At 68.8% G+C, this 17734-nt stretch carries 15 protein-coding genes; 6 read left to right on the top strand and 9 right to left on the bottom strand.

The annotated features are described in order from the left end of the window. Positions 1–29 precede the first annotated feature (29 nt). Together ACEWX3_RS00555 and ACEWX3_RS00550 are read left to right on the top strand one after the other, a co-directional pair. Positions 30–1910 (top strand): alpha/beta fold hydrolase, encoded by a 1881-nt coding sequence (locus tag ACEWX3_RS00555; protein ID WP_374158426.1) that lies wholly within the window; start codon positions 30–32, stop codon positions 1908–1910. Beyond that, positions 1907–2530, top strand: a complete 624-nt coding sequence (locus tag ACEWX3_RS00550) for a DUF3159 domain-containing protein (protein WP_374158425.1) — start codon at positions 1907–1909, stop codon at positions 2528–2530. Before ACEWX3_RS00555 ends, ACEWX3_RS00550 begins: the two co-directional genes overlap by 4 nt. Positions 2531–2614: 84 nt before the next feature. Here the strand turns inward: ACEWX3_RS00550 and ACEWX3_RS00545 are convergent, their stop codons facing one another. After that, the gene (locus ACEWX3_RS00545; protein WP_374158424.1) at positions 2615–4012 is read right to left on the bottom strand and encodes an NAD(P)/FAD-dependent oxidoreductase; all 1398 of its coding nucleotides are present in this window, start codon (positions 4010–4012) and stop codon (positions 2615–2617) included. Between the two features lie 126 nt (positions 4013–4138). On the opposite strand from ACEWX3_RS00545, the gene ACEWX3_RS00540 reads away from it, so the two are divergent. Then, a complete protein-coding gene (locus tag ACEWX3_RS00540) occupies positions 4139–5788 on the top strand; it encodes a DASS family sodium-coupled anion symporter (protein WP_374158423.1) in 1650 nt (549 codons plus the stop codon). Positions 5789–5802: 14 nt separating this feature from the next. On the opposite strand, the gene ACEWX3_RS00535 is transcribed toward ACEWX3_RS00540, so the two are convergent. Continuing rightward, on the bottom strand, positions 5803–7263 hold the full coding sequence (locus ACEWX3_RS00535) for a fatty acid desaturase (RefSeq protein ID WP_374158422.1): 1461 nt from the start codon (positions 7261–7263) through the stop codon (positions 5803–5805). 14 nt (positions 7264–7277) lie between these two features. Continuing rightward, positions 7278–8375 (bottom strand): ferredoxin reductase, encoded by a 1098-nt coding sequence (locus tag ACEWX3_RS00530; RefSeq protein ID WP_374158421.1) that lies wholly within the window; start codon positions 8373–8375, stop codon positions 7278–7280. A 188-nt stretch (positions 8376–8563) separates the two neighbouring features. On the opposite strand from ACEWX3_RS00530, the gene ACEWX3_RS00525 reads away from it, so the two are divergent. Next, positions 8564–9235, top strand: coding sequence for a hemerythrin domain-containing protein (locus ACEWX3_RS00525; RefSeq protein WP_374158420.1), 672 nt, complete (start codon positions 8564–8566; stop codon positions 9233–9235). On the opposite strand, the gene ACEWX3_RS00520 is transcribed toward ACEWX3_RS00525, so the two are convergent. The 5 genes from ACEWX3_RS00520 to ACEWX3_RS00500 all read right to left on the bottom strand — a co-directional run bounded on the left by ACEWX3_RS00520 (position 9177) and on the right by ACEWX3_RS00500 (position 13847). Continuing rightward, entirely contained in the window at positions 9177–12488 is a 3312-nt protein-coding gene (locus tag ACEWX3_RS00520; protein ID WP_374158419.1) for a BTAD domain-containing putative transcriptional regulator, read from the bottom strand. The genes ACEWX3_RS00525 and ACEWX3_RS00520 overlap by 59 nt on opposite strands. A 55-nt stretch (positions 12489–12543) precedes the next feature. Beyond that, a complete protein-coding gene (locus tag ACEWX3_RS00515) occupies positions 12544–12876 on the bottom strand; it encodes a hypothetical protein (RefSeq protein ID WP_207066188.1) in 333 nt (110 codons plus the stop codon). 6 nt (positions 12877–12882) lie between these two features. Further along, positions 12883–13290 carry a YidH family protein gene (locus tag ACEWX3_RS00510; protein ID WP_374158418.1) on the bottom strand — a complete coding sequence of 136 codons (408 nt, stop codon included), beginning with the start codon at positions 13288–13290 and terminating at the stop codon, positions 12883–12885. Positions 13291–13338: 48 nt separating this feature from the next. Beyond that, positions 13339–13575 carry a hypothetical protein gene (locus tag ACEWX3_RS00505; protein ID WP_207066193.1) on the bottom strand — a complete coding sequence of 79 codons (237 nt, stop codon included), beginning with the start codon at positions 13573–13575 and terminating at the stop codon, positions 13339–13341. 65 nt (positions 13576–13640) lie between these two features. Further along, the gene (locus ACEWX3_RS00500; protein ID WP_221361960.1) at positions 13641–13847 is read right to left on the bottom strand and encodes a hypothetical protein; all 207 of its coding nucleotides are present in this window, start codon (positions 13845–13847) and stop codon (positions 13641–13643) included. Positions 13848–13939: 92 nt separating this feature from the next. On the opposite strand from ACEWX3_RS00500, the gene ACEWX3_RS00495 reads away from it, so the two are divergent. Further along, positions 13940–15148 (top strand): lycopene cyclase family protein, encoded by a 1209-nt coding sequence (locus tag ACEWX3_RS00495; protein WP_374158417.1) that lies wholly within the window; start codon positions 13940–13942, stop codon positions 15146–15148. A 13-nt stretch (positions 15149–15161) separates the two neighbouring features. Here the strand turns inward: ACEWX3_RS00495 and ACEWX3_RS00490 are convergent, their stop codons facing one another. Continuing rightward, positions 15162–16613, bottom strand: a complete 1452-nt coding sequence (locus ACEWX3_RS00490; RefSeq protein WP_374158416.1) for an APC family permease — start codon at positions 16611–16613, stop codon at positions 15162–15164. Between the two features lie 194 nt (positions 16614–16807). Here ACEWX3_RS00490 and ACEWX3_RS00485 point away from each other — a divergent pair, with 194 nt between their 5' ends. Further along, positions 16808–17719 carry a serine hydrolase gene (locus ACEWX3_RS00485; RefSeq protein ID WP_374158415.1) on the top strand — a complete coding sequence of 304 codons (912 nt, stop codon included), beginning with the start codon at positions 16808–16810 and terminating at the stop codon, positions 17717–17719. Positions 17720–17734 lie beyond the last annotated feature (15 nt).

The raw sequence follows: 17734 nt of genomic DNA, 5'->3' as shown, positions 1-17734 counted from the left end.
GTGCGCCGTCACACCCGGAAAGGATTCTCATGGCATTGCCCGCACTGATTCCCGTCGAGGACTTCTTCAAGCCACCGACCCGCGCCGCGGCGACGCTGTCGCCCGACGGCACGAAGCTGGCGTTCCTCGCCCCCTGGCAGAACCGTCTCAACGTGTGGATCGAGGATCTGGACACCTCTGACGCCACCGCCGAGACCCGGTGTGTGACCGCCGATGCCAACCGCAGCATCTTCCACTACGAGTGGACCGACGACCCCCGCTGGCTGATCTACCTGCAGGACACCAACGGCGACGAGAACTGGCATGTCTTCCGCGTCGACCTGGAAGACCCCGGGGCCGACGCCGTCGACCTCACCCCGTTCCCCGGCGCGATGGCGCTACCCGTCCGCGAGGTCAAAGACGGCAAAACCGGCGTGATGGTGAACAACCGGCAACCGACATTGCTCGATCTGCACGAACTCGACATCGTCACCGGTGAACTGACACTGATCGCCGAGAACCCGGGCCAGGTGAACAACTGGCTGAACAACGACAAGGGTGACGTTCTCGCCACGTCGCTGACGCCGGAAGGACATCTCGAACTGTCCCGCTGGGACGGCGAAAACCTCTCACACGTAGCAACGTTCGACGGCAGCGACTACCCGGTGGGAATCGACCCGATGGTCATCACGCCCGACGGCACCGGCGTGTGGATGGGCTCCAACCGCGACACCGACCGCACCCGCCTCGTGCACGTCGACCTGACCACGGGTGAGGAAACCGAGGTCGACAGTCACCCGGAGTTCGATCTCGACCCACGGTCGACCGTCAGCCCAATGATGCCCGCACCTCTCATCCAGCACCGGCGTACCGGCGCGCTGCTGGCGGTGCGCTACCTCGGTGAGCGACAGGTGATTCGCCCGCTCGATCCGGATTTCGCCGAGGTGCTGGCCAGGCTCGAGACACTGTCGGTGGGAGACATCACCCGCCTCTCGTCGGATGAGGCCGGCCGACGCTGGGTGGTCGGCTTCAACGACGACCGTGATCCCGGCGCCACGTACCTCTACGACCACGGCAGCGGCCAGAGCAGGTTGTTGTACCGGCCGCTCCCCCACCTGGCACCGGAGTCCTTGGCGCCGATGCGCCCGGTCACCATCCCGTCGCGGGACGGTCTGGCGCTGCATTCCTATCTGACACTGCCGGTCGGCGTCGAGCCGGACAAGCTTCCGTTGGTGCTGGTGGTCCACGGTGGCCCCTGGTACCGCGACAGCTGGGGCTTCGACGCCGGAGTGCAGATGCTGGCCAACCGCGGTTATGCGGTGCTGCAGGTGAACTTCCGCGGGTCCACCGGCTACGGGAAGGCGTTCCTCAAAGCCGCGGTCGGCGAGTTCGCCGGCAAGATGCACGACGATCTGATCGACGGCGTCAACTGGGCCGTCGAGCAGGGCTACGCCGACCCGGACCGCGTCGCCATCTTCGGCGGATCCTACGGCGGCTACGCCACATTGGTGGGCGTCACCGTCACCCCCGACGTCTTCGCCGCCGCCGTCGACTACGTCGGTATCTCCGATCTGGCCAACTTCATGCGGACGTTGCCCCCGATCGCGCGACCCCATCTGGCCAACAACTGGCACGCCTATGTCGGGGATCCCGATGATCCCGATCAGCTGGCCGACATGCGAAAACGGTCACCGATCACCATGGTCGACCAGATCCGCACCCCCCTGCTGGTGATCCAGGGCGCCAACGATGTTCGCGTCGTCCAGGCAGAGTCGGACAACCTCGTCAACGCCCTGCGCGACCGGGGCGTCGAAGTCGACTACCTGGTCCAGAGCACCGAGGGGCACGGCGCGGTCAACCCGGAGACCGTGATCGAGATGTATCAGAAGGTCTCGGAGTTCCTCGCCCGCCACCTGGGTGGCCGCCCATGACCGAAGCCCAGACGAAACCCAGTCTGCTCACCCAGATGGGCGGCGTGTCGGGGATGGTGTACGCGGGTCTGCCGAGCGTCGTCTTCGTGGTCGCCAACGCGGCGGCCGACCTGCGCGCGGCTGTCATGCTCGGGGTGGGCGCCGGCGCGGGCATCGCCGTACTGCGCCTGCTGCGACGAGAACCGCTGCAACCGGCGTTGTCGGGTCTGCTCGGCGTGGCGGTCGGCGCGTTCATCGCCTACCGGACCGGCGATGCGAAGGACTTCTTCGTCGTCGGCATCTGGGCGAGCCTGCTTCTGGCGCTGGTGTTCCTGGCGTCGATTCTGTTGCGCCGGCCGCTGGTCGGTGTCATCTGGAGCGCCCTCAGCGGCAGCGGGCAGGCGTGGCGCACAGATCGCACCGCCTTGATCGGCTACGACATCGCCACGCTCGCGGTCACCGCGGTGTTCGCGGCCCGGTTCGTCGTCCAGAACTGGCTCTACAGTGTTGACGCGACCGGCTGGCTGGCCTTCGCCCGGATCGCCATGGGTTACCCGCTGATGGGGGTCGCTCTGGTGGTGGTCGTCTGGGCCGTCCGCAGATCCGGCCGACGCGGCGCGGCCCACCCCGCGGGCGCCTGACCGAATCAGCCGTGCGGCTAGGGCGAACTTCCAGAACCCACTCAGGTGGTCGGCGACCCGCAGCAGCGCGGCCGAGCCCTTTCCTCAGCCGGTCCGTCTGCCCGCGGACACCTCGTCGGGACCGGAGCGGTTGCTCTGATGCACCGGTGACTCCCAGGTGTACGGCTCCTCCGGATGCCCGGAACCGCCGAGGATGAAGGTCCGGTCGCTGCGGTTGGCTCGCGCGATACTCGCCAGCCACGTCGCGACGGTGCTGAACCGGTTGCGGACACCGGTCAGGAACGCGATGTGGATCAAGCCCCAACCCAGCCACCCGAGTGATCCGGTGAGCTTGACGGGTCCGGCCTGCAGCAGCGCGTGGCCGCGACTGATGTAGGCCGCCGAGCCCAAGTCTCGGTAGCGGTAGTTCTTGCGGCGGCGACCCGCCAGATCTCGCCGGATGCAGGCGGCGGCGTGGAGCCCGCCCTGCATGGCGTTCTCTGCCACCCCCGGCAGCCCGTCGCGGCCGGCGAGGTCGCCGATGACGAACACGTCGCGGTAACCCGGCACGGAGAGGTCGGCATCCACGGAGATCCGGCCCGACCGGTCGGTCTGAGCACCGAGCGCCTCGGCGGCGTGCCGCGCGAACGGCACCGCCTCGACACCGGCCGTCCACAGCACGGTGCGCACGGCATGGTCGGTACTCGGGCTGCCGTCCTTGGGGGTCACGGTGATCCCGTCGCGGCGCACATCGGTGACGTGCACTCCGAAGTGCATATCGACGCCGAGGTCTTCGAGCACTCGCTGCGCGCTGTCGGTGAGCGCCGGGGCGAAGCTCTTCAAGACCCGGTCGCCGCCGTCGAACAAGAGCACTCGGGCGTCCTGCGGCGAGATGCTGTGGAATTCGTTGGCCAACGCCCGTGTCGCCAATTCGCGGATCTGCCCGGCCAACTCCACACCGGTGGGTCCGCCGCCGGCGACGGCGAAGGTCAGCCACTCGTCTCGCTCCGGCCCCGGCGGCAACGTCTCGGCGATCTCGAAAGCGGCGAACACCCGCCGCCGGATGCTCAGCGCATCGTCGAGGGTCTTCATGCCCGGCGCCCACGTCGCGAACTCCTCGTTCCCGAAGTACGACTGGCGCATGCCCGCCGCGATCACCAGGTAGTCGTAGTCGACGTCGAAGAACGTTTCGTCGGGACGACGGGCGGTGACGCGGCGCGCGTCGGGATCGAGACGAATCGCCTCGCCGAGCAGCGTCGTCACATTGTGGTGATCTGCCAACTCCTCGCGCAGCGACCGGCTGATCTGCCCGATGCTGAGCGTGCCCGCCGCACATTGGTACAGCAGTGGCTGGAACACATGGCATGCCGCCCGGTCGAGCAGGGTGACGTCCACCCCGACCTTGCCGAGCCGGCGGGCGCAGAACAGGCCGCCGAATCCACCGCCGATGATGAGGACCTTGGGCCGGCGCTCGCGCGAGCCGGTCGAGACATCGTGAGTCATGACTGATCCGTACCCGCTCGGCAGCGCTTACCCACCCCGGGCTTCCCGGCGGTAGCCAGTGGGTACACCGCCGGGAAGTGATGTGCATCACGACGAAGAAGCCACGTTCGACGAGGGGAGCGACCGGTGACGACGGACCACGATGCTCGGGAGGATCTGGAACGCCAACAGCGCGACCCTCATGGCGACGAGGAGGTCGACGAACTCTCGGCCGGGGAACGGGCACCGGCGGAGCGGCCGTCGACGTTCCGTCGGCGTTGGCTCGGCTTCGGCGGCGGGCTTCTGCTGTCGGTGCTGGTGTATCTGGTGCTGCCCACCGACCTGTCACACGCGGCCAAGGTCACCGCGGCGATCGCCGTGCTCATGGGCGTGTGGTGGATGACCGAGGCCATCCCGATCCCGGCCACCGCGCTGCTGCCGCTGGTGGTCTTTCCGATTCTCGTCGAGGACGTCAGCGTCGACGACGTCGGCGCCAGCTACGGCGCCGACATCATCTTCCTGTTCATGGGCGGCTTCCTGATCGCGCTGGCAATGCAGCGGTGGAACCTGCACCGGCGCATCGCACTGCTGACCGTGCGGGCGATGGGCACCAGCGCCACGCGCGTCATCGGCGGGTTCATGCTCGCCACCGCGTTCCTGAGCATGTGGGTCTCGAACACCGCGACCGCCGTGATGATGGTGCCGATCGGTGTCTCGGTGCTGATGCTCGCCGGCACGGTGTCGGTCCCCAAGAACGAGGACGAGTCCTCGGACGGCGACGCCGAACCGACCGCAGGTGAAGCCGGCACCGAGGCCGAGACGCAGGCCGACGAGGAGGTCAAGGAGCAGGTCAAGCAATCCAACTTCGGCACCGCGCTGATGCTCGGCATCGCCTACGCGGCGTCGGTCGGGTCGCTGGCGACGATCATCGGGACCCCGCCGAACACACTGTTGGTGGGTTACCTGCAGGACGAGCAGGGCATCGACATCAGCTTCGGCCGATGGATGCTGCTCGGGCTCCCGCTGGCGAGCGTTCTGCTCGTCATCACCTGGGTGTTGTTGGCCAAGCTGATCTTCAAACCGGAGATCGACGAGCTGCCGGGCGGCCGCAAGCTGTTCAACACCGAGTTGGCCAAGCTCGGCAAACCCTCCGGGGGGGAGCGCCGCGTCGCGGTGATCTTCGCCCTCGCCGCGATCAGCTGGATCTCCTTCCCGCTGATCTGGGAAGAGCCGCCCATCTCCGACGCCGGCATCGCGATCGCGGCCGGAGTGCTGCTGTTCATCCTGCCGGCCGGCGCGAAACTCGGTGTGCGGCTGCTGGACTGGTCCACCGCGGTCCAACTGCCGTGGGGGGTGCTGTTGCTGTTCGGGGGCGGTCTGGCGCTGTCCTCACAGTTCAGCTCCTCCGGGCTGACCGAATGGATCGGCACCCAGGCGCAGAGCCTGCAGGGTCTGGCCATCCTCCTGCTGGTCGCGGTGATCACGACCGCGGTGATCTTCCTGACCGAGCTGACCAGCAACACCGCCACCGCGGCGACGTTCCTGCCGGTCATCGGCGGTGTCGCGGTCGGTATCGGGGCCGACCCGCTGCTGCTGACGATTCCCGTCGCGCTGGCAGCCACCTCGGCATTCATGCTGCCGGTGGCGACCCCGCCGAACGCGATCGTGTTCGGCACCGGCTACGTCAACATCGGCAGCATGGTCAAGGGCGGTATCTGGCTGAATCTCATCGCGATCCTGCTCATCAGCGTGGCCACCACCACGCTGGCGGTCTGGGTGTTCGGGATCTCGACCTGACCGAGTCTGCGCGGTCAGTCGTTGCCCCGCGGCGGGGGCTGCACGGCCACCCCGCTGGACACGTGCTCGGGCCCGGCGTCTGGGTGCTCGGCGGGGACGCGGCCCCGGAACTTCGCGGCCTCACTGTCGCGCTGCGACGATCGGGCACTGTCGCGCTGCGACGATCGGGCACTGTCGCGCTGCGACGATCGGGCACTGTCGCCCTGCGACGTGCGCTCGGGTCCGCGGTAGGGGCCCGGCTTCGGGCGGGGCGCACCGCCGGGGAACGCGAGCCGCACGATGGTGCGCTGCACGGAGAACCACTGTTTGCCGAAGGGGCCGGAGTTGTACGGCAGGTCGTAGCGCTGGCAGATGTCTTTGATCTTCGGGGCGATCTCCGCATAGCGACTGCTGGGCATGTCGGGGTAGAGATGATGCTCCACCTGGTAGCCCAGGTTGCCGCTGACGATGTGGAACAGCGGGCTGCCTTCGATGTTGGCGGCGCCGATCAGCTGGCGGACATACCAGCCGCCGCGGGTTTCGTCGGCGACTTCTTCCTCGCTGAACGTGTAGGTCTGGTCGGGGAAGTGCCCGCAGAAGATGATGGCGTGTGACCAGACGTTGCGGACGACGTTCGCCAGTGCATCGGCCACCAGCGTCCGCAGGAACGTGCTCTCCACGCCGGGCAGCACGCGGTCGAGAAACGTTGCGGCAGAACCGGTTCTCCTGCTGCCCGAGAGACGGCGCAGGCGCCGGCCGACCCGGGACCGGGCGGGCTGTGTGATCCGGCCGCGCAGGGCCAGCTGGGCGAGGGCGAACGCGCCGGCGCTGATGAGCGGCCAGCCGACGTAGTCCTTGATGACCTGCTGGCGGGCCTTGCCCGCGATGGACCTGAAGTCGTCTTTGAGGTCCGCCATCGTCTTGTTGCCGCGGAACAGCGCCTCGACGTCGGTGTCGTGCACGGCGACGCCCCACTCGAACAGCATCATGAGCAGGAAGTTGTAGAACGGTTGGCCGAGGTTCCCGGGCCGCCACTGCTGGTTCGGGTCGATCCGCATGATCTCGTAGCCGAGATCCTTGTCCTTGCCGCGGATGTTGGTGAACGTGTGGTGGATGTAGTTGTGGGAGTGCTTCCACGCTTTGGCGCTCGACGCGGTGTCCCAGTCCCACACCGAGGAGTGGATGTCGGGGTCGTTCATCCAGTCCCACTGTCCGTGCAGGATGTTGTGGCCGAGCTCCATGTTCTCCAGGATCTTGGCCATGCTCAGGCAGGCGGTCCCGAGCAGCCATGCCGCAGGCGAGCGCGAGCCGAGCAACAGGACGCGGCCGGCGACGACGATCTGGCGCTGCACCGAGATCATCGTCTTGATGTAGTGGCGGTCGCGATCGCCGAGTTCGGCGAACACCTCGTCGTGGATGGCGTCGAGTTCCTTGGCGAGTTTCTCCAGCTCCTGTTCGCTCAAGCGGGCCAATGGGCTTTCGGTGGCGGCGGTCATGACGCTCCCTTCCTTCAGAGTTCGAGTTCCACGTCGCCCTCGGCGGCGTGGATGCAGATCCGGACGTCGGCGCCCGTCGGTTCGGTGACCTCCCCCGAGCGCAGGTCACGGATGCGGCCGGATTTCAACGTGCCCGTACAGGTGTGACAGATTCCGATGCGGCAGCCGAAGGCCAACTCCAGGCCGGCCTGCTCGCCGGCTTCCAGGATCGGGGTGTCTCCCGGGCATTCGGCGGTTTCATCGCTGTCGAGGAACGTGACCGTGCCACCTTCCCCGGCCGCGGCGCTGCCGCTGATCTTGGGCTGGAAACGCTCGAAGTGCAGCCGGTCGGGATCACCGTCGGTTTCCCACCGCTCGATCAGCGCATCGAGGAGCTCGGCGGGCCCCGAGCAGAACCCCTCGCGCTCCCGCCAGTCGGGACACACGTCGTCGAGCTCTTCGGCCTTGAACCGGCCCCGCTCGGAGGTGATTCGCACATCCAGACGCACGCCGTCATGCCGGCGGTCGAGGTCCTCCAGCACGGACAGGAACATCACCTGCTCACGGGTGCGGTCGGAATGCAGCACCACGACGTCACGTAGTTCGTCGCGGTGATCGAGGCTGCGCAACATGCTCATGATCGGTGTGATGCCGCTGCCTGCGCTGATGAACAGCATCTTGGCCGGTAGCGGGTCGGGCAGCGTGAACTGGCCCTCGACCTCGCCGAGGCGCACCAGTTCGCCGGGCCGGATCCTGTCCACGAGGTACGGCGAGACGACGCCGCTGTCGACCTTCTTCGGAGTGACGCTGACCAGCCCGTCCTCGGGTTGCGGATCGGAGGTCAGCGAGTAGGCGCGCCAGTGGTAGCGGCCGTCGATGACCAGGCCGAGCCGCACGTACTGCCCGGGTTCGTGCCCGGGCCATTCGAAGCTCGGCCGGATCAGCACGCTGGCGGCCTCGGTGCCCTGGGGCTCGATCCGCTCGACCTTGCCGCGCAACTCCTTGGTGGTCCACAGCGGGTTGAGCATCTCCAGATAGTCATCCGGGCGTAACGGCTTGAACAGGTGCGAGATTGCCCGCAGAAGCAGCCGACGTCCTCGTGGGACCTGCGGCTGCGCACCCCGCTCTGCCATGAAGCGACCTCCCTCCCCGGTGGTTGTGAGCTGCACCACTCCTTACTCGCGAGTAACCACGCCCACCTGACTTGAAACGTGGGCAGCGCCGCACCGGGTCAGCGGGCCCCAAGTCGGCGACAAGTCGACACCAACAGCACCGGTCCACAGTGATCGTCACCAGCAGTCCACCCCCGATCGGAGCCACCATGACCACCGAACCCGCCGCCCCCGCGACCACCAGCACCACCCCCGACGTCCTCGGGATGCAGATCGCCCACCGGGTGATGCTGCGCGACCTGGACCGGACCACCGGAGTGGCCATGGCGATGGCCGACGGCGGCGTGCCCATCACCGCGCGCCGAACCCGGACGCTGGTGCGCTACCTCGAGTTGATGGCCGAATCCATCGACCACCACCATCACGCCGAGGACGACATCCTGTGGCCGGTGATCGTGCAGCGGGCCGGCGCCCAGATCGACCTGACGCCGCTCACCGAGGATCACGAGGCGCTGACTCCGCTGCTGGAGCGGATGCGAGGCGGCGCGCTGGCCTTCCGGGCGGCGCCATCACGGCAGTCGGCCGCGGCTCTGGCGGCCCGGCTCGTGGAGCTGCGTGGCGTCCTCACCGAGCACATCGCCGAGGAGGAGCGCGCCACCTTTCCGGTGATCCGCCGCTATCTGTCGGTGGCGGACTGGCGCGACGTGGAAGCCCGGATCCGCCGGAACGCCCGGATGTCGTTCGAACTGCCCAGGATCGGCGCGGCGGTGACACCCACCGAGCTCGCCGCGCTGAAAGCCGACGCGGGTGCGGCGATCACGCTCATGCTGGCTCTGTTCCGGCCGGGTTACCGGCGGATGGAGCGGGCGATCTGGGGCTGAGCGCCGCTGCGACGCGCGCGCGGACCGCGTCGGCGCCGGCACGGTGGCGGGCCACCTCGTCGCCGGCGCGGCCCAGCGCCTCGGCCAGCAACGCCAGAGTGTCGTCGACGGTACCGAAAGCGACTGAGCCCGAATCGATTCCGGCCACTCGTCCCGCCCAGGGAGTGAGTTCGCGGTACACCTGCTCGCACTGCTCGAGGTCACCCAGGCGGATCGCGGCGCGCGCCAGCAGCACCATCCTGGCCAGCCAGTAGTAGTTACGCCGCACCGGAGCCCGCGAGAGCCACCATGCCCGGGCCTCCTCGGTACGTCCGGCGTCCAGCAGACACAACACCAGCGCCTCGTTCATCGCATCGGGATAGAGCTGGTGGACCGCGATCATGGCATCGGTCAGGTCCGACATGTCCCCGCGGGCGAAGGCCAGCACCAGCTCGAACACGACCGCGACCTCGGTGGCACTGGACATACCGGTCTCGGCCATCTGACCGGCCAGGCGCCGGTACCGGCGGGCGGCGTTGTCGAGATCGCCGGCCAGGACGCACAACACGGCCTGGTAGACCTCGACCACCACGACGAGTGCGGCGACCTGCCCGCTGGTCGACCGCTCGACGGCCAGATCGGCCTCGCGGATGGCCTCGGGCAGATCGGTACGGGCCGAGGCGAACATGAACAAGAACCAGTGGGCCAGCGCCTCGTAGCCGAGCAGACCGTGCGCCGTGGAGACCGCCAGCAGCTCGGCGGCGAGGCTCTCGCGTTCATTCGCCAGGTCCGGTCCGGTCGACAAATAGGCGCGCGCGTTGAGCGCGGCGCACAGGGCGACCGGGTCCCCTGAGGCGCGAGCGATCTCGAGGGCCTGGGCCGACACGTCGATCACCTCGTCCATCCCGTACGCCGCGGCGTCGTTCTCGATCTCGAAGATCAAGGCCACCATCAGCCATACCCGGGTCACTGGATCAACCCCATCGGGCTCGGCCAGCTTGCGGCGCAACGGTTCCCGGACGTCAGTGTGGTCCGGCGCCAACGCGCTGACCGTCCACGAGATCGGGGCGCGGAAGGCGGTCAGCGCGTCCAGCAACAGCGGGTCGTCGCCACTATCGGCGGCCAGCTGCACGGCCCGGGCCCGGGCCGAGCGGGCGCGGGTGGCATCCCCCGCCAGAGCCGCCGCCCGCGTGAGCAGGACCAGCAACCGGACCTGCGACGCCAGCGGGGTGCTGCTCTGCGTCAGATCGATCATGCGCACCGCGGCGTCGGCCAACGCCATGGCCTCGGCGGCGGAGTTGAGCGACAGCGCCTGCTCGGCAGCGGCCGACGCCAGCCCGGCGGCGTCCGCCGCCGTCGCGGGGGTGGCTGCCGCCAAGGCGTGGTACGCCAGCGCCGCCACGTCGGGATCCTGGACGTCGCGCAGCTCGGCCAGCGCCGCCGCATGCCAGCGCGCCCGGCGCAGCGCCGGGGTGTCCTCGTACAGGGTGTCGCGGACCAGGGCGTGGGTGAAGCGCACCCGGCCCGGTCCGGGCTCGTCGAGCAGTCCCGCCAACACGGCAGCTTCGAGGCCGTCGAGCACGTCGTCCTCGTCGTGGCGGGCGATGCGGACCAGCAGCTCCACGTCGAGCTCGCGGCCCAGGACCGCCGCCTGTTGCAGGACGGTCCGGGCCGAGCCGGGAAGGCGGGAAAGCCGGCGCCGCAACACCTCCCGCACACCAGCCGGCACAGTGGCGGAGGCGGCTGCCCGGCCTTCGGAAGCCAGCAGACGCGCGAACTCCGACACGAACAGCGGGTTTCCGTTGGTCCGTTCGATCAGGCGGTCCAGCACTCCGGCATCGTCGCCGATGGTGCTGTCAGGAGCGAGCTCGCGGACCAGTGCGACGACGCCGTCTCTGCTCAAACCGCCCAAGTCGACCCGTTCGGCGGTGACCGCGGCCAGCGCGGCCCAGGTGGCGGTGAGCTCGGGCCCGGCCTCGGTGCTGCGGTGCGCAGCCAATACGACGATGGGGCGGTCGGCGAGGTCGTGGGCGAAACCCCGCAGCAACTGCAGTGTCGCGCCGTCGGCGCGGTGCAGGTCGTCGAGAACCACCAGCAGTGGCCCGTCGGCAGTGACCCGCCGCAACCGGTCGGCGACCGCGTTGGCGAGTTCGAACGCCGACTCACAGTTCGGCGCCGGATGGCCGAGGGCCTGCACGACCTCCGACCATGCCCACGCAGGAGGAGCACCATCGACTTCGGGACAACGGCCGCGCGCCACGGTCCACCCGTCGAGGCCGAGCCGCTCGCCGATCACCTCGGCCAGAGTCGTCTTGCCCGCCCCCGGTTCGGCACCCAGCCAGATCGTCCGCAGCCCCGCGGTGAGCGCCGTCGCCGCGGCGGCGGTGATCCGCTGCACCTCGGCCGCGCGGCCGATCAGGGTCGCGCGGTGTCGCGACACGAGCACCGGGAACTCGCGGTGGCGCCTGGGTGTCTCGACCGCTATCGGGAGCGTGGGGGATCGCGGCCGGTCGAAGAGGTCCTCGGACTGCGCGAGGATCTTCGCTTCCAGCGTGCGCAACGCCGGGCCCGGGTCGATGCCGAGTTCGTCGGCCAACCGGTCACGGATCGCACGCAGTTGCGCGAGTGCGTCACGCTGGCGGCCGACCCGGTACAGCGCGAGTGCCAGCAACCGCACACCTTCCTCGCTGAGGGGGTCCTCGGTGAGGTGGCGTTCCAGCTCCGGGATGACCCGCGCTTCCCACCCCAGGTCGAGGCCGATGGCGGCGTACTGTTCGACCGCGGCGGCTCGAATCCGGGCGAGCCGAGCGGCTTCCGTTGCCGCCCAATCGGTATCGCAGAACTCCGGGAGCACCGCGCCGCTCCAGCAGTCCAATGCCGCTCGCAACGATTCCGCCCGCGACTGTGGGGCATCGCTGGCGGCGGCATCCCGCACCAGCGCCTGGAATCGCCACGCGTCCACGGCATCGACCGGGAGCCGCAACGCGTAACCCGGCGGTGAGCTGATCAGCACCCGGGCGGGCGTGCGTTTGGCGCGGCCGGGCTCCAGCAGTCGCCGCAGATTGGAGATGTGGACCTGCAGACCCCCGAGCGCCTTCGGCGGCGGGTCCATGGCCCAGATGTCGTCGATGATGCGGTCCGCGGAGACGACTTCGCCGGCCGCCACGGCCAGCCGCGCCAGCACTGCCCGGGGTTGCGGACCGCGCAGGTCGACGACCTCACCCGCCACGCGGACCGTCAGCGGCCCGAACAGGGTGATGAGGATCTCGGTCATGGCCGAGCCAGGATATGCAGGCACCCGGCGGCGCACCACTTCACCCGCCGGTCTGTCAGTCGAACACCAGCAGCAGCGCGACCAGGACGCCGATCACCGCGAAGACCAGCGCAGAACCGAACACGAATCCACCACCGCGGCTCCGAAGGATCACGAAGCCCAGGCGGGTCTCCTGCACGTAGCGGTGCCGGGACAGCGCAGCGAGCCCGGACAGCACTCCCGCGCAGATCAGTGCGATGCCCAGGACGTGGGCCGGTTCGGTGCGCACGAGCAGAATCGTCGTGACGACGAACAGTCCGGCCAGCCCCAGCATCGTCATCGTGCGCTGGGCGGCGTTGCGTTCGAACGGGTACTGGTCCCCCCACAGATTGCCGGGCGTGGTTTTCACCGGCGCTCACCCCCTGGGCATCAACACGATGACGAGGACGCCCGCTCCGGCCAGCAGCACGGCCACGATGCCGAGTAGTGGGGCGCCGAAACCGGGCAACGGCCTGCGTTGCCGGAGTGCCCGCTCGGTGACCCACCAGCGCCGGACCCCGACCCCGCACGTGCCGAAGGCGACGGCGACGAGGCCCAGCGCGAGGGCTTCACTGCCCCACCACGGGCGGTCGAGGAACAACCGGTCGATGGCGACAGCGCCGGCCAGCAGCGTGACGGCAAGACGCAGCCACGACAGGTAGGTCCGCTCGTTGGCCAGGCTGTAGAGGGGATCGGGTTCTCGCCCCACCTCGTACACGCTGCGCGGCGTGCGCGATCCGCGCTGCGCGTCGCCGTCGAAGTCCATCACCTCGTTGTCGGCCACTCCCTCACGGTAACCGGGGGCCGCAACGCAGATCAGGTAGTCCACCGATCAGTTGCGCACCCTGGTGTCGACCTTCGGCACCTTGACCGTCGGGACCAACTGGTTGATCCACGGGTTGTTGAAGCCACCGACGTCGTAGTAGCCCCCGCGGCCGTAGTAGTTGGAATCCCTGTCACGTCCGCTGTCTTCGGCACCGCCGTCATCGGCCTGGGCCGGTCCAGCCAAACCGATCACGGCCGCCGACAGTGCACCTGCGATGATTCCGACCCGTCCGATCTTCTTCATCGATCTCGCCTCTTTCCTTGCCGCTTCGTCGCGAGCGGTGGCCCTGCGACAGTGGGGTCAACGGGCTATGGGCTCGATTGATTCCTGCGGCTGATCCGCCAGCCCATGTACATCATTCCGACACCGGCGACCGCGATGATCGGGCCGGCAACAGACCACGTGGTGGTATCGGTCATCGGACTGCCGCCGACGAATCCGAACCCCTGCAATGCGAACAGCACACCTGAGAGGGCCACAAGGACTCCGACTCCGAGAAGAAAGATCCCCGAGATGGTTCTCACCCCACCGAGGCTACCGCTGCGGATTGATACGGTTCGGCAGAACGAGAAGCATCGGAGCGCGCCTGAAGGGCACCATGGGTCGGATGGACGTGTTGGTGGTCGGAGCCGGGCCGGCGGGCATGGCGCTGGCGGCACAGTGCGCCCGTCGTGGACTGCGCACCGGGCTCGTCGACCCGGCGCCGCAACGCCCGTGGACCGCTACCTACGGCATGTGGGCCGACGAGCTGCCCGCCGGCCTGCCGGCGTCGGTGGTCGCCGCCCGCGCCGCCGGCCGGGTCCACGCGGTCACCGAGCACCACGTGGGTTGGGACTACGCCGTTCTCGACGTTCCCGCTCTCCACGCGCACCTGGCCGATCAACTCACCGATGTGCGCATCCATGCCGGACGCGTCGTCGGTTCGCCGCAGCGCGGCGTCGTCGCCCTGGCCGACGGCTCCTGGCTGCGCGCGCAGATCATCGTTGATGCCGGGGGACGTTGGCGCCCAACAGATCCGGTGTCGCCACGCAGCTATACGGCCGAGCAGACCGCCTACGGGGTGATCGTCGACGACGACACCGCCGCGCCCGTCGTCACTCCCGGTCAAGCATTGTTCATGGACTGGCGCCCCGACCACGGCGAGCACGGCTGGCCGACGTTCCTGTACGGCGTTCCACTGGGTGACGGTCAGGTGCTGCTGGAGGAGACCTCGCTGGCGCGACGGCCGGGTCTGCCTCTGGCGACCCTGCGACGGCGGCTGCACGCGCGGCTGGCGCGGCACGGTGTCACCCCGGCCGCCGATGCCCGCAGTGAGAAGGTCTGGTTCCCCGTCGACCAGCCGCGACACGACGGGCGCGGCGTACTCGGGTTCGGCGCGGCCGCGCCGCTGATCCACCCCGCGACGGGATTCAGCGTGGCGGCTTCGCTGAGGCTCGCCCCTGCGGTCGCCTCGGCGCTGGCCGTGCACCTGGCCGATGGACCGGATGAAGCGCTGTCTGCCGGGAAGCGCGCCGTCTGGCCGCCGTCTGCGGTGGCGATCCACCGGCTGCGCCGCATCGGGCTGGAAGCCCTGTTGCGTATGCCGGCCGAGGATGTCCCCCTGTTCTTCGAGAAGTTCTTCGCCCTGCCCGAACACCACCGCTGGACCTACCTGACGGCCCGCGACGACGTCCGCGGAACCGCGGCCGCCATGGGCTGCCTCTACCGGAACACCAGCGGACGGTTGCGTCGAAACCTCGTCACCGCTGCGGTACGGCGACCGGTCAAAACGAACGCAACAGCCGCCGACGAGGATTCGCACGCCGGTCGACGGTGAGCGGGGCACCGGGTCATCGGCTGCCGGATCCGGTCGATGCCCGGCGTTGCCGCAGTTCCTCCAGCAGCCGGTGCTCGGCGTCTTCACCCGGTGCAACCCCGGTGGGGACCCGGAACAGGAAGAACAGACCCAGGACCCACCAGCCGCCGAACAACAACCACGGCTGCGGATCGAGGAACGCAGGCATCCCCGGGAGATACAGGCTCAACAGGCCTGCGCAGAGAACCACGGCCGCTCCGCCGATCAGCAAGCCGCCCTGACCTTTTCCACCGATCCGCAGCGGCCGGTCCATGTCCGGTTCCCGTCGCCGCAGCACGAGGAACACGATGGACACCAGCAGGTAGGCGATGACGATGCTCGGCGATCCCGAGTCGACGAGCCAGCCCAGCATCGCCTCGCCGAGGAACGGTGCGAGGAACGACAGGCCACCGATGAACAGCAACGCGTTGACCGGTGTGTGGAATCGCGGGTGCACCTTGCCGAACCAGGCGGGCAGCATGCCCGAGCGTGCCATCGAGTACATCAGCCGGGAGGCGCCCAGCAGCAGCGAATTCCACGACGTCAGGATCCCGGCGATGCCGCCGGCGATCAGCAGCTTCGCCATCACATCACTGTTGAACAGCGCGCCGAAGGCGTCCGCGGTGGCGATGTCCGCCTCACCCAGGTCACCCGGCGGCATCGCTGACGACGTGGTCGCGATGACGAGCAGATAGAAGATGGTCGCCAGGATCACGGCGATGACGACCAACCGGCCGATCTGGCGAGCGGGCACGTTCACTTCCTCCGCCGACTGCGGGATGACGTCGAACCCGACGAACAGGAACGGCACCACGACGAGGACGGCGAAGAAGCCCGCGACTCCGCCGGTGAACAGCGGCTGCATGTTGTCCGGCGAGCCGCCGGTGAACGATCCGAACACCAGCATCAAACCGATGATGAGCAGGAGTACCACGACGAACGTCTGCACCACGCTGGCGAACTTCACCCCGAGGATGTTGATGGTGGTGATGACGACCGCCGCGATCGAGCCCACCAGCGCCCAGGTGAGATGGACCTCGCTGCCCGCGACATCCCACAGGTGAATCTGGTTGAGGTCGGGGAACAGGTACAGCGCGGTTCTCGGCAGTGCCACGGCCTCGAACGCGACGATGGTGACGTACCCACCGACGATCCCCCACGAGCCGATGAACGACCAGCGCGGACCCATGCCGCGCAGCAGGAAGTTGTGTTCTCCGCCCGCCTTGGGCATCGACGCGGTCAACTCCGCGTAGGTCAAGCCGACCACGGCCATGATCACGCCGCCCGCCGCCATCGCCAGCACCGCCCCGAGGGTGCCCGCGGAGCCGATCCAGTCGCCGGTCAACACGACCCAGCCGAACCCGATCATGGCCCCGAACCCGAGCGCGAGGACGTCCCAGTTGCCGAGGACTTTCAGGAGGGAGGCATCGTCGGGCTTGGTTGCCACGTCTCGGTCCATGGTCTCCGGCCTTTCCCCAGCTCAACCAGTGCGATGGACCTACCCGTATCGGCCGGATCGGAAACCGTCGATCTGATGCGGTGGGCCCGCGACGGGGTACCCGGGCCCGATCAGCCGTTTAGGGTGGATGAAGGGCGGGCCGGCGACGGCCCGCCCTTCCGGAAGCGATGTGGAGGACACCGATGCGCCGACTGCGACTGAACAGGGCGGGAGCCAGGGCGGCGATCCTCGGCGTCGCGTTGCTGCTGGGAGGATGCACGCCCCAGGTGTCGGGCGCGCCGCCCGCCGCCGATCACACTCCGCACGCGCCGCGCCCGACCCTGATGCCCCAGGCCCCGCCCGCTGCGCCGCCGGTCCCTCTCGCCGGGCTCGACGACCGCGTTCAACAGGCGGCCGCGCAGGCCGCCGACGTGGGCGCCCAGATCGAGGCCGCCGTGTTGGACCGGCAGACCGGTCAGCTGGCGGCCCACGGCGCGAACACGCCGTTTCCGATCGCGTCGGTGGTCAAGCTGTTCATCGCCGACGATCTGCTGCTGCGGGAGTCGCAGGGGGACATCGAACTCTCGGCCGCCGATCGGCAGTCCCTGGATACGATGCTGCGGTCCTCCGACGACAGTGCCGCGCAGATGTTCTGGGACCGCAGCGGTCAGAACGCGGTGATCGACCGCATCGTCGCCCGGTACGGTCTGACCGGCACCACCGCGCCGTACAACGGACATTGGGACGTCACGCAGAGCACCGCAGGCGATCTCGTCCGTTACTACGACATGCTGTTGGCGGGCACCGGCGGGTTACCGCGCGAGCAGGCCGACATCATCATCGGCAACATCGCCCGGTTCACTGCGACGGGCAATGACGGCTATCCCCAGCGGTTCGGCATCCCCGACGGCCTCTACGCCGAACCCGTTGCGGTCAAGCAGGGTTGGTTCTGTTGTTGGAACGGCGGCAACCAGCTGCATGTGTCCACCGGCTTGATCGGGCCCGACCGCCGCTATGTGATGGCGATCAGCTCGCTGGACCCCACCGACGCCGCCACCGCGCGGGAGCACATCACCGAGGCCGTCAAGACGGTCTTCCCGGGTGGAACGGTCTGAGCGGAGAACCCCCGA

Source organism: Mycobacterium sp. G7A2, from assembly GCF_041902445.1.
Classification (GTDB): Bacteria; Actinomycetota; Actinomycetes; order Mycobacteriales; family Mycobacteriaceae; genus Mycobacterium.
Note: the sequence above shows the minus strand (reverse complement) of the source record. Positions and strands in the feature narration are given on the sequence as shown.